Genomic DNA, 11132 nt, shown 5'->3' on the forward strand with positions numbered 1-11132 from the left:
TATAACAGGTTTTACAAGTGCGGCGTAGTCTTTATATTTCATTTTGGTAATTATAAAAGATTTGGCACAAAACTGCATATATTTTGAACCAATAAAGTGAATATATTTTTATGTCTATTATTATATCTGAATTCCATTTCTTTCAGATAGAAAGGGAATTTTTCTTTTGATACACCATGAAACTTTATAAGCCTTTCCTTAGCATAGCTCCAGAAGCCTTCAAGGCCGTTGATATAGACCTTGCCTATAGCAAAGCGCTTACCATGGTCTACCCTCAAATGTTTGTATCCACAGAACATAAGGGCATCATAGCTTCTGAATTTATCAGTATACACAATAGAGCCTCGTCTGACAGTCTTTACAGTCATTGTCAAAATAGATTCAGCAGTAACATCTTTCAGAATCTCAACCTTTACAATACCATCCCTCTCCAGAATCCCGAAAACAGGGACTTTATTGAAGGCACCCCTTCCACGTTTCCCTTTGTGTCTGCCTCCAAAATATGTCTCATCAAGCTCTATTTCACCATTAAGAAGTTCCTGAGCATCTTTGGCATTGGCTACAATGGCAATCCTAATAAGAGTAACCGCCTTAAGAACTGTTGGATAGCTCAACTGAACCTGCCCAGCTATCTTTCGGGCCGATACCTCAAGCTCAAACAACTTTATAATCCAAAGCCATTTTTTGTGCGATATATTGAGCCTATTAAGCCATCTGCCGGTAAAGTCATGGAACTTATAACCGCACCTTTTACAGCGGTATCTTTTATCCGGTATACGATAGATTTTATAGCTTTTACACCTGGTGCAAAAAACACGGCTATTTTTCCAGCAGTGTTTTCTGAAATAAAGACGAGCTTTATTTTCAGTTTTTCCAATGAATTCAAATGTGTTTAGGTCCATAGGCACCATTGTAAAATGGTGCCAAAACTTTTACAATTACCTTATATTTTATTGATTTTAAATGATTTTTTCCTTTATCCAAACCCTTTAATATGCTATATTCTTTCCATGAAACCAGCTAAAGGTAAGTTGGTATAATTATTGTTATGATAAAATATAAAAAGGAGGTGATCTTATGACTATGAAAACAAACGAGCTAATTTCAATGGTCGAGTCTTTACCGGTAGACATAAAAACCACATTGGTTGAAAAGATTCTCAACAGTTTGCACCCGTCACAAAAAGAAATAGATGCATTATGGGCAAAGGAAGCTGAAAAGAGGGTTAATGAAATTAAAACCGGCAAAGTTAAAACCATTCCCGGCGATGAGGTCTTTAAGGAAATCAGGAAAAGATTTCATAGATGAAATACTCCTTCCATCCCGAAGCAAAGGAAGAATTTCTTGAAGCGATAAATTATTTTGAGAAATGCCGATCAGGACTTGGCTTGGAATTCTCGAAGGAAGTCTTCTCAACGATCCATCGGATAATTCATTTTCCATCAGCATGGTCTAAATTTTCAGAAAATACGAGAAGGTGCTTAACTAACCGTTTCCCGTTTGGTGTTATCTATCAAATTGTCGGCGAGGAAATCTTTATCATTGCAATTATGCAATTGAACAGGGAACCTGATTATTGGAAAAAGAGAATAAAATAAAGCATAACAATTAAATCCAGCGGATGCGGTACCTCCCCGATGATTTGGAACGTTATGTTTAAAATTAGAAAAATAGGAGGGCAGATTGAAGAAATCAATTCTTGAGGTTTATGCCTTAGCTGTATGCTTCGCTACAATAGTATGTTTTGTCATAGCGTTTGGTATTTCAATCTATGATATAGTTAGAATTGCAAATCCGGAATTCACAATGAGCTCGTACGAATATAATCGGCATCAAAGCAATGACGCTTTTTGGAAGGGGAGCGATAGCTGCAGTAGTGGTAATAAAAAAAGGCAACGCCCTGCTGATGAAGAACTAACAAAACAACGTTTGGCAAGTTATCAGCAGTCAATCAAGTCTGAGCAACGAGATGCATTTCAAAGCTTGACGCAATCCGTGATTATTTTTATCATTGCTGTTGTTGTTTTTTTAGTTCATTGGCGGGTAGCACGTCGTGCACGAGAAGCAAATATTGCCACATAACAAGGCGCTCAAGAGGGACGCGGCATAAAGCTGCCGCACAGTTCAGGCGTTATGTGGAAGAAGGATTGAAATTAAATGATTTTATTTAGCGAAAAGAGAAGTGGCTAACCGTTTCCTCATTGGTTCGGTCTTGTATTAGTTGCATCTTTATTAATAATGACGGAATATGTTTCACTTAAATAAAACTCATAACATCTCACTCGTTTTACTCCGCCTGTGATTTCGAGCGTTGAGGCGAAAAATACGAGAATATGATAGTATAAAAACAAATGCCAACGGTACTCAAAGTTGGGCCATATCGTTTTTTCTTTTATGCAGGAGACCGTGATGAGCCAGCACATATACATGTTGAGCGGGATGAAAATATTGCTAAGTTCTGGCTTGATCCTGTTAGACTACAAAGTAGTGGAGGATTTAGCAGGTTAGAGATTGCCAAAATACATAAAATTATAAATGAGCATCATTCAAAATTATTGGAGGCATGGCATGAATATTTCGGCAATTGAAATAGAAATTCCAAGAGCTGAAAATGTAAAAGTGACAAGGGATACGCTAACCGTAGATCTCAGTGATGGAAGAACAATTGCAGTTCCCCTTGAATGGTTCCCTCGTTTGGTAAATGCTACACCGGAAGAAAGGAATAATTGGAGATTAATAGGCAGAGGTTACGGTATCCATTGGGAAGATATTGATGAAGACATAAGTGTTGAAGGATTGTTGGCCGGCAAACCATCTGGTGAGACTCAAGAATCATTTAAAAAGTGGCTGAATCAAAGACAATCACGCATAACACTTATAAGGCCTCCCTCTGTCAAGAGAAAAAGCGACCCTAATCGGAAATAAAAAAGAAATTTCATTTCCTTAATTTTTTTATCAAGACTGCATTCAGCTGCGCTACATTGCCAGACGGTTATGCGGGGCGTTTTTTTGTGAAGGATTTAGGTGGTGATTTTTGAGCTTATAAAAGACGGTTTTCGCCTCACACATAAAAACTGGCAGGTGATACTTGTCCAGATAGCCTTTATGATTGTCTCCTGTATTGGTTTTTTTATTTTTGTAGGACTGCCGCTTGCCATTGCCTTTGTGTATTTCGGAATAGACCTTGTGCAGGTCAAAGATTTTCTGCAGATGTTCAGATCTCCTGCTGAGATTCTCTCGAGGTATTTCGGGCTTGTTATCTTCATCCTGACCGCATTCATCCTTTATCTGGGTATTGTTTCTGCCCTGAGTATTTTTACTTTTGGTGGAACACTCGGTGTGTTAAGAAATTCTGTCCTTGACAGCCAGTATAAATTCAGCCTTTCGTCTTTTTTTCAGGAGGGTAAAAAATTGTTTTTTCCCATCACAGGCTTTGCCATTGTGGCGTCTGCCGGCCTTGTGGTGGTATTTTTTATTTTCGGTGTTTTTGGAGGCTGCGGGTTTTCCATCATATCAGCGTATAGAGAAAAAGAAACCTTTATAGCTGTTTTTACAGGGACATTTTTTGCACTTCTGCTGATAGCCTGTGGCCTCGTGATTGTCCTTGGGGCTTTAGCACTTGTCTTTTATTCTGTGATGGCTCTTGTTGTTGAAAGGATTGGCCCGCTTAAGGCTTTTAAAAAAGGATTTACTTTTATAAAAGAAAATCCGAAGGCATTTATTTTCTATGCTGTCCTTATTATGGGGTATATGAGTGCCAATTTTTTATTGATGTTTCTGGTATACCCCTTAAGCCTTATTCCGGCAATTGGCCCCATAATCGGCTTTCCATTTCATCTGGTGTCCTATATCCTGCAGAGTTATCTCTGGATTGTAATAATGAGCTCCCTGCTTATTTTTTATATGTGGATTAATGCCAAAAAAGAAGCTGTTGCCGAATCGGCATAGAGCTAACGTCTGAAGTTCCATTCATGAGTTGAGTATTTTTCTTTTTCCAATTCTTGTGCCAGGTTAAGTTCAAACTGAGTTGGCCTTTCCATGGATAATTTTATCCCGAAAGCGTTCGGGAAGGCCATACTTAGAGAATTCTGGAGGTTGTTTATTGTAATCTTCCCATTATACTTTGCTATTGCACCTATACCTCCGGGATTCTCGTCAATGTTAAGGTTAAGTGCTTTGCATTGTTCTTTTATATTTAAGTCCAGCAGAATAGAGCCCTGCTGGAGGATGCAATCTGCGTAATGTCTCTGGGCACTGCCAACGAATTTTTGCCCATTTATTGATATTTCTCCATAGGAGATGGACTCAAAGCATGAAGGGCTTTTATGCCTGGCGTCTCTCTTTTTTGAATATGATATCACTGCGTCTAAACCCAGGGCACTGAGGCCTGAGATGATGGCCTTACTTATGGCCATGTAATTATCAAAGAGCCTGCCTGTAAAGGGTGCAATGTCCGTTCGCACAGAAAAACTGTAGGTGAGTTCTGAATCATGCAGGATTGCCCGGCCACCTGTTGGCCTCCTTATAATCGGGTAACCCATACGATTGCAGTAATCAATATTTATTTCGCTTATTTTCTGAAAATATCCAATGCTTACTGCTGGCACTGACCACTGGTAAAACCTCAGGGTAGGGGGGGAAAGCTTTTTACGCACAGCTTCCACAATGGCCTCATCAAGGGCCATATTATAAGAGGCACTGCAGGGGCCAGTATCAATCAGTCTCCATTCGGGGGCCATTATTTAGATTCTTCACTAGTTATGATTCTTCACTTTGTTCAGAATAAATAAAACCAAATATTTGGTTTTATTTACTTTTTCTCCAGCACTATCCTGTGCCTTAAAAGGGAAATCTCTTTAATTTTCCCTTCAAAGACCTTTTGCTCGCCAAAGAGGTTTCTCAGATAAAGCTTTCCATCTTCTGGCTTGAGAATATCAACATTCTCAAGATATAGTTCCTCTTTGCCGTCTCTGTCAATATAGGCGTTAGCCTCGCACATAATTCACCTCTCCTTTATTTTCTCTACGATATTCTCTATAAGGTGCGGAAGCGGCTCTCTTGTTATCCCCATTACTTCAATACCTTCCTGATTCAGTGGAAGGAGCATCTTCTGTGCGCCTGATAATATTATGGCTTCTGCCATTTTTGGCGTCATCTCTCCGAGCATTGCGTTCGGAAGGACAATGCTTAATGTCCCGATTATCATGTCAACCCTGTTTGAGTTCAGGACAATGGCATTTTCTCCTGTTGCACCTTTGTCTGCCCTTGACTTCATCATGGCAGAGGTTGCTGTGGCATTTGTACCGAGGGCGAGGATTTCTATAGCATCGCCAAACTCTTCCCTGAGCCTTTTTACAATGATGCTTCCTATGCCGCCACCCTGACCATCAACAACAGCTATCGTTTGTCTCCTGCTCACAAAGAAAGATAGCACATGGAAAGTTAAAATGGCAACGGAGATGTAGCGTGAAATATTGAAAAGAAGGTAAAATAAGAAAAACCCAAGGAGCATATTTGGAGGATGTGATTTCTACAGGTGCATTCAGGCGGTCAGATATAGAAAAGATCGCCGGAGTTAAGTTTACAGATGGCAATAGAGTCCGCCTTCTCTGGAAAGGCATGGAAACTTTTCAGGAAATCTTCGGTGCCATAAAAGAAGGGAAAAACCTGATATGTCTTGAATTTTACATCTTCAGGGATGATGAGACAGGCAGAGAGCTTGCAGAAATTCTTAAACAGAAGTCGAGGGAAGGGGTGGCTGTCTGTCTTCTTTATGACCACTTTGGCTCTTTTACCACTTCGAGGAGTTTCTGGGATGAAATGAAAAAAGCTGGCGTAAGGCTCAGGGCCTCATACCCTTTCAAATGGTTGTCGCCCCTGCATTACATCCGCAGAGACCACAAAAAGCTTATAACCGTTGACAATACAAAGGCCTTCACAGGGGGATTAAATATCGCAAACGAATACAGTGGCTACTTTGGCAAGAGGAAGAAACCATGGAGAGATACAGGTATTATCCTTGAAGGCCCGATTGTTTCAGAACTGCTGAAAATTTTTAATAAGAGCTGGCAATTATGGGGTGGGGAGACCATTTCTTTTTCGCCTCAGCGAATCTCCGATGAGCAGAAGAGTTATCCGCAGAATGAGGGGGTTTCTGCTGTGCCCATTTTTGCCGATTCCTCAAAGGGAAGGCGCAGGATGCGAAAACTCCTTTACTTTAGCATTCAGCAGTCAATGCATAGCATCTATTTGACCACCGCATATTTCATTCCAAGCCACAGGATGGTAGATGCCCTTGCTGATGCTGTGGAAAGGGGAGTGAAAGTAAAACTCATCCTTCCTGGCGAAAGTGATGTTGCGGCTGCCTATTATGCCGGAAGGTTTTTCTTTAAAAGGCTCCTCAGGGCAGGGCTTGAAATTTATAACTACCAGGGAGAAATTCTTCATGCAAAGACAGCAGTATTCGATAGTTGCTGGAGTATTATCGGCTCTGCCAATTTAGATTTTCAGTCCCTCAGGCGAAACGATGAGGGCAATGTCGGTATTTTAGATGAAGGTTTTGGGAAGCAGATGACAGACCTGTTTCTGGAGGATTTAAATCATTCTATAAAAATAGGTGAAGATGGATGGTCAAGGAGATCGTTTTATGAAAAAGCACTGGAAAGGTTTTTTTCACTTTTCAGGAGAAGGCTCTGAAATATGGAGGTCTTTAGCTTTTTACTCAGGAGATAAGTGATATGTTCATCAATGGCAGAGGATAGCTGTGAGAGTAACTGGCTGGATGGGGTCAGTCTCAGGACCTTTGATATTGGCCATGTTGACGCATGGGCATAAAAACTGATGGCCCCCTGACTTAATTCAAGACTCTTTTCCATTCTGGGGCCACATTTCTCGCAGAGGACGGTGCCGTGAGATATGTAAAAATTCCCCTTTTTTCTTCCACACCTGCCGCAGCTTCCGAGCCTTGGCCTGTATCCGAGTATGTCCAGCAGACGTATCTGGAATATGAGGGATATGGCGTCTTTTTTAATCCTGTCTCTGATTTTTTCAAGAATGCTTGATGTGTTCAGAAACAGGGAGAAGATTTTTTTGTTTGGCTCTGCCTCGTGCATCATGGTTATTATCAATTCAGCATGTTTTGAAACGCAGATGAAGTTATCTAAATCATCTCTCAGCCCTTGAAAGGAATGGACGATGTCTGACTGTGTAAGTTTTGGGATGGATGTATGTTCTTTTCCAAATAGTGCTATCTTTGCGTGGGTAAAGAGTTCAAGGCTGCTGCCAAAACGGCTTTTTATTTTTCTCGGGCTTTTTGCAAAGGCCTTCAGGGTTCCACGCTCGAGGGTAAAATAGGTAACTATTAAATCGGCATCTCCATATTTCTGAGTTCTTAGAACGATACCGTCGGTTCTAAAAAGCATTTATCACATGACATTGCCGAAGTCTTCGGGCTTGAGATTTTTTAACCAATCTTCGAGTTCGTCATTATTTTTGCGCTCTATGACTGCTTCCTCTACATAGATTGGTGAGTTCATCCTTATGGCGACTGCGATTGCATCGCTCGGCCTTGAGTCTATTGCTAATTCCTTACCGCCCTTATCCACATATATCAGGGCATAGTAAGTGTTATCGATGATATCTGTCACGACGATCCGTGTGATTTTCATTTTAAGGCCATCAACCAGATTTTTAATCAAATCATGGGTAAGGGGACGCGGGGTTACCACCTTTCCAAGTGCAAGGGCAATCGAGTCTGCTTCGGGTTTACCTATCCATATGGGAAGAGTTTCATTACCCTGAATGCCCCTTAAGAGAAGTATATACATGCTACTCCTCGGGTCAAACAGCAAACCTTCAACCTTCATCTGTATTAGCATTTTATCCCTCGCATATTACACATAACCCAGCTCCTTCAAGGCACCTGTGTCAGCCCGCCAGTGTTCTTTTACCTTTACCCACAATTCAATAAATACCCGGGCTCCAAGGAGTCCTTCAATGTCTTTTCTTGCAGAGCTCCCGATGACCTTAAGTTTCGAACCACCTTTTCCTATTATAATACTTTTTTGACTTTTTCTTTCAACAAAAATATTTGCTTTGATAAATATAAGGGGTTTTTTCCCTTCTTCTGTTTTTCTTTCGGCCCATTCTTCTATCTCGACTGCCACGGAATATGGAACCTCTTGCTCTGTCTCTTCTATGACTTTCTCGCGGATTAGTTCTGCTACCATAAAGCGCTCTAACTGGTCAGTTACAATATCTTCAGGATAATACATGGGTCCTTCAGGCAGATATCTGATTATAGTTTTAAGGACATCATCAAGGCCGTCTTTTCTAAGTGAAGATACTGGAATTATCTCAGGGAATGGATAAATTTTTCTGTAGCCCTCGATAATCGGTAACAGTGCCTCTTTTTTTACAAGGTCTATTTTGTTTATGAGAAGGATTACAGGCTTATTTATTTCTTTAAGGGTTTCAATCACAAATCTGTCTCCAGCCCCCGGTGGTTCAGGTTCAACCATTAAAATAATAACATCAACCTCTTTATATGTATCAAGGGCTGTTTTGACCATTATCTCTCCGAGTTTGTGTTTTGGTTTATGTATCCCCGGTGTATCGAGGAATACTATCTGGGCGCTGGTGAGGTTTTTGACTCCTAAGATGCGGTTTCTTGTCGTCTGCGGTTTAGATGTTGTTATCGCAATTTTTTCGCCGAGGATGGAATTGAGGAAAGTGGATTTCCCGACATTGGGCCTCCCTATAATTGATACAAAACCAGAGAGAAAAATCTTACTCACTTAGAACTTACCGGAAATATCTCAAGGCCTCTTCAATTCTATCAAGCCCTTTCTTAATGTTCTCCATCGAGGTTGCATAGGATAATCTTATGTGGTTGTCATTGCCAAAGGCACTGCCCGGGACAACAGCAACTTTTGCCTCTTCCAGGAGATAGTTTGCCAGATCAGATGAAGAGCCGATGGTTTTGCCTTTAAAATTTTTACCGTAGAAGGACGATACCTTTGGAAAAGTGTAGAAGGCACCAACAGGCGTCAGGCAGGAGACATCAGGGATTTTATTAAACCGCTCGACCATATATCTACGCCTTCTGTCAAACTCTTCTACCATTTCCGGTATAAAGTCCTGCGGGCCTCTCAGGGCCTCGACTGCAGCTTTCTGTGCGATAGATGTGGGATTTGAAGTCGATTGACTCTGTATGTTTGTCATGGCCTTGATGATTTCTTTTGGCCCGGCGCAATAACCGATCCTCCAGCCTGTCATTGCATAAGATTTTGAAAGGCCGTTTACCACAATTGTCTTTTTCTTTAATTCAGGGCTCAGGGATGCAATACTGATGTGTTTAAACCCGTCATAAATAAGCTTTTCATATATCTCGTCTGAGATGATAGAAAAATCATATCTCAGTGCAATGTCTGCTATTGCTTCAAGGTTTTTCCTGTCATACGCAAGGCCTGTTGGATTGGAAGGGCTGTTCAGTATTAATGCCCTGGTTTTCTTTGTTATGCTTTTTGATAAGAGTTCGGGTGTGAGTCTGAAAGAATTTCCTTCATCTGTATTGACAATGACCGGAATTGCATCATTAAGGGTTACCTGGTCTGGATATGAGACCCAGTATGGTGCAGGAATAATGACCTCATCTCCATTGTTGAAAATGGCCTGGGCAATATTGTAGAGACTATGTTTTGCACCGCATGACACAAGGATTTCATCCTTTTCATAGTCGAGACCGTTGTCCCTTTTGAATTTTTCGACAATGGCTGCCTTTAGCTCGTCGATGCCTCCAACAGGTGTGTATTTTGTAAAACCATCTTTGATGGCTTTAATAGCAGCTTCCTTGATGTTCGCTGGAGTATCAAAGTCAGGCTCTCCCACGCCAAAATTAACAATATCCACGCCTGAGGCTTTAAGGGCCTTTGCTTTTGCATCAATAGCGAGGGTAGGAGATGGCTTTATTGAATTAACCCTGTTTGAAAGTTTCACTGTATCTCCTTTAGATTTTTTAAAAGCTCTTCCGCTCTCACCGTTGCAGTTCCAATCTCTCCAACGACTATGCCGGCTGCATGATTGGCAAGTATTGCAGCCTCTTTCATTGTTGCCCCTGCTGAGTGGGCAAGAGTAAATGTTGCAATCACTGTGTCTCCAGCGCCTGTTACGTCATAAACTTCCTTTGCAAAAGTCGGTATATGGGTCACCCCTCCGCCTGCCTCAAAAAGGCTCATTCCTTCATCCCCTCTGGTTATAAGGACAGCCTTGCATCCAAGTTTTTTAAGGAGGGTTTTTCCTGCATCAGTCAGGGTCTTTTCATCTGTTATCTCTATGCCTGAGCCAATAGAAGCCTCGGTTATGTTCGGCGTTATAAGAGTGGCGCCATTATAATAATCGAAATGGCCTATCTTCGGGTCCACTGCTATAAAAATCGCTGCATTGAGTTTAAGGATTTCCCCTATGAGGTGTTTTGTAATGACACCCTTGCAGTAGTCAGAAAAGACAATGGCTTTTATCTCTGGAAGGGTCTTTTTAACATATTCGAGGATAAGCGACATGGTAGCCGGGCCAATATCAGCCCTGTTTTCTCTGTCAAAGCGGACTACCTGCTGGTTGTGGGCAATAATCCTGGTTTTTACTGTTGTGGGCCTGTCTTCTTCGACCACGATTCCATTTGTATCAATTCCCTTTACCCTCAATTCATGGATTAAAACTCTTCCCATATCGTCTCTTCCCACTGTTCCTGAAATAAAAACCTTGCCTCCCAGAGAAAGGAGATTATTGACTACATTGGCTGCGCCGCCCAGGAGAAGGCTCTCTTTCGATACTTCGACCACTGGCACAGGCGCTTCAGGCGAGATCCTCTTTACCTTGCCCCAGATATAATGGTCTACCATGATGTCCCCGATGACGAGGACACCTATTTCAGGAAATTTTTTAATAAAATTTACCATTTTTATAGCGTTTAAATTTAGCATGAATACTTTAAATTTGGCAACTTCCTAATCAATACAGGGAGATATAATCCCATATTTCCAGACTGGGATGGTAAGCCTTAAGAGTAGCTTGGTTTTTAGTATGCTTCTTTTGAGTAAACTATTGGTACCCTGGGATAGAGATGAATGGTCATA

The 11132-nt window shown here is 41.2% G+C and carries 16 protein-coding genes; 7 read left to right on the forward strand and 9 right to left on the reverse strand.

Features of this window, described 5'->3' with window-relative positions; translation table 11 throughout:
* Window positions 1-50: 50 nt before the first annotated feature.
* Window positions 51-902, reverse strand: a complete 852-nt coding sequence (locus HZC12_09230; protein MBI5026883.1) for an IS1595 family transposase — start codon at window positions 900-902, stop codon at window positions 51-53.
* Between the two features lie 175 nt (window positions 903-1077).
* Between HZC12_09230 and HZC12_09235 the strand changes: the two genes are divergently transcribed.
* The 6 genes from HZC12_09235 to HZC12_09260 all read left to right on the forward strand — a co-directional run bounded on the left by HZC12_09235 (window position 1078) and on the right by HZC12_09260 (window position 3948).
* The gene (locus HZC12_09235; protein MBI5026884.1) at window positions 1078-1308 is read left to right on the forward strand and encodes an addiction module protein; all 231 of its coding nucleotides are present in this window, start codon (window positions 1078-1080) and stop codon (window positions 1306-1308) included.
* Entirely contained in the window at window positions 1305-1598 is a 294-nt protein-coding gene (locus HZC12_09240; protein MBI5026885.1) for a type II toxin-antitoxin system RelE/ParE family toxin, read from the forward strand. The genes HZC12_09235 and HZC12_09240 overlap by 4 nt, the downstream gene beginning before the upstream one ends.
* Before the next feature lie 85 nt (window positions 1599-1683).
* Window positions 1684-2082 carry a hypothetical protein gene (locus HZC12_09245; GenBank protein MBI5026886.1) on the forward strand — a complete coding sequence of 133 codons (399 nt, stop codon included), beginning with the start codon at window positions 1684-1686 and terminating at the stop codon, window positions 2080-2082.
* A 269-nt stretch (window positions 2083-2351) separates the two neighbouring features.
* Window positions 2352-2588: a DUF4160 domain-containing protein gene (locus HZC12_09250; protein MBI5026887.1), complete on the forward strand. Its 237-nt coding sequence runs from the start codon at window positions 2352-2354 to the stop codon at window positions 2586-2588.
* Window positions 2569-2925, forward strand: coding sequence for a DUF2442 domain-containing protein (locus HZC12_09255; GenBank protein MBI5026888.1), 357 nt, complete (start codon window positions 2569-2571; stop codon window positions 2923-2925). The genes HZC12_09250 and HZC12_09255 overlap by 20 nt, the downstream gene beginning before the upstream one ends.
* 99 nt (window positions 2926-3024) lie before the next feature.
* Window positions 3025-3948: a hypothetical protein gene (locus tag HZC12_09260; protein MBI5026889.1), complete on the forward strand. Its 924-nt coding sequence runs from the start codon at window positions 3025-3027 to the stop codon at window positions 3946-3948.
* Between the two features lie 2 nt (window positions 3949-3950).
* Here HZC12_09260 and HZC12_09265 read toward each other — a convergent pair whose 3' ends face one another.
* From HZC12_09265 to HZC12_09275, 3 genes are all read right to left on the reverse strand, one after another.
* Window positions 3951-4739, reverse strand: coding sequence for a lipoate--protein ligase family protein (locus HZC12_09265; GenBank protein MBI5026890.1), 789 nt, complete (start codon window positions 4737-4739; stop codon window positions 3951-3953).
* A 71-nt stretch (window positions 4740-4810) separates the two neighbouring features.
* Window positions 4811-4999 carry a CooT family nickel-binding protein gene (locus tag HZC12_09270; GenBank protein MBI5026891.1) on the reverse strand — a complete coding sequence of 63 codons (189 nt, stop codon included), beginning with the start codon at window positions 4997-4999 and terminating at the stop codon, window positions 4811-4813.
* A 3-nt stretch (window positions 5000-5002) separates the two neighbouring features.
* Window positions 5003-5512, reverse strand: a complete 510-nt coding sequence (locus HZC12_09275; GenBank protein ID MBI5026892.1) for a DUF3842 family protein — start codon at window positions 5510-5512, stop codon at window positions 5003-5005.
* A 2-nt stretch (window positions 5513-5514) separates the two neighbouring features.
* On the opposite strand from HZC12_09275, the gene HZC12_09280 reads away from it, so the two are divergent.
* Entirely contained in the window at window positions 5515-6696 is a 1182-nt protein-coding gene (locus HZC12_09280) for a cardiolipin synthase B (GenBank protein MBI5026893.1), read from the forward strand.
* Here the strand turns inward: HZC12_09280 and recO are convergent.
* The 5 genes from recO to rfaE1 are packed head-to-tail and all read right to left on the reverse strand — an operon-like array spanning window position 6645 to window position 10979.
* Complete coding sequence (gene recO, locus HZC12_09285) at window positions 6645-7421, reverse strand: DNA repair protein RecO (GenBank protein MBI5026894.1); 777 nt, start codon at window positions 7419-7421, stop codon at window positions 6645-6647. The two genes, HZC12_09280 and recO, sit on opposite strands and share 52 nt — an antisense overlap.
* A gap of 3 nt (window positions 7422-7424) precedes the next feature.
* Complete coding sequence (locus HZC12_09290; GenBank protein ID MBI5026895.1) at window positions 7425-7877, reverse strand: bifunctional nuclease family protein; 453 nt, start codon at window positions 7875-7877, stop codon at window positions 7425-7427.
* A gap of 15 nt (window positions 7878-7892) precedes the next feature.
* A complete protein-coding gene (gene era / locus HZC12_09295; GenBank protein MBI5026896.1) occupies window positions 7893-8795 on the reverse strand; it encodes a GTPase Era in 903 nt (300 codons plus the stop codon).
* A 7-nt stretch (window positions 8796-8802) separates the two neighbouring features.
* Entirely contained in the window at window positions 8803-9996 is a 1194-nt protein-coding gene (locus tag HZC12_09300; GenBank protein MBI5026897.1) for a pyridoxal phosphate-dependent aminotransferase, read from the reverse strand.
* Window positions 9993-10979 carry a D-glycero-beta-D-manno-heptose-7-phosphate kinase gene (gene rfaE1 / locus HZC12_09305; protein ID MBI5026898.1) on the reverse strand — a complete coding sequence of 329 codons (987 nt, stop codon included), beginning with the start codon at window positions 10977-10979 and terminating at the stop codon, window positions 9993-9995. The genes HZC12_09300 and rfaE1 overlap by 4 nt, the downstream gene beginning before the upstream one ends.
* Window positions 10980-11132: the final 153 nt, after the last annotated feature.

The organism is Nitrospirota bacterium, assembly GCA_016214385.1.
In the GTDB taxonomy this organism is placed as follows: domain Bacteria; phylum Nitrospirota; class Thermodesulfovibrionia; order UBA6902; family JACROP01; genus JACROP01.

What these genes read in the sequence shown, in the direction of transcription:
- HZC12_09230 (MBI5026883.1), bottom strand. Translation starts at nt 902, where the DNA reads ATGGACCTAAACACATTTGAATTCATTGGAAAAACTGAAAATAAAGCT.
- HZC12_09240 (MBI5026885.1), top strand. Translation starts at nt 1,305, where the DNA reads ATGAAATACTCCTTCCATCCCGAAGCAAAGGAAGAATTTCTTGAAGCG.
- HZC12_09250 (MBI5026887.1), top strand. Translation starts at nt 2,352, where the DNA reads ATGCCAACGGTACTCAAAGTTGGGCCATATCGTTTTTTCTTTTATGCA.
- HZC12_09265 (MBI5026890.1), bottom strand. Translation starts at nt 4,739, where the DNA reads ATGGCCCCCGAATGGAGACTGATTGATACTGGCCCCTGCAGTGCCTCT.
- HZC12_09290 (MBI5026895.1), bottom strand. Translation starts at nt 7,877, where the DNA reads ATGCTAATACAGATGAAGGTTGAAGGTTTGCTGTTTGACCCGAGGAGT.
- rfaE1 (MBI5026898.1), bottom strand. Translation starts at nt 10,979, where the DNA reads ATGCTAAATTTAAACGCTATAAAAATGGTAAATTTTATTAAAAAATTT.
- HZC12_09255 (MBI5026888.1), top strand. Translation starts at nt 2,569, where the DNA reads ATGAATATTTCGGCAATTGAAATAGAAATTCCAAGAGCTGAAAATGTA.
- HZC12_09275 (MBI5026892.1), bottom strand. Translation starts at nt 5,512, where the DNA reads ATGCTCCTTGGGTTTTTCTTATTTTACCTTCTTTTCAATATTTCACGC.
- recO (MBI5026894.1), bottom strand. Translation starts at nt 7,421, where the DNA reads ATGCTTTTTAGAACCGACGGTATCGTTCTAAGAACTCAGAAATATGGA.
- HZC12_09235 (MBI5026884.1), top strand. Translation starts at nt 1,078, where the DNA reads ATGACTATGAAAACAAACGAGCTAATTTCAATGGTCGAGTCTTTACCG.
- HZC12_09270 (MBI5026891.1), bottom strand. Translation starts at nt 4,999, where the DNA reads ATGTGCGAGGCTAACGCCTATATTGACAGAGACGGCAAAGAGGAACTA.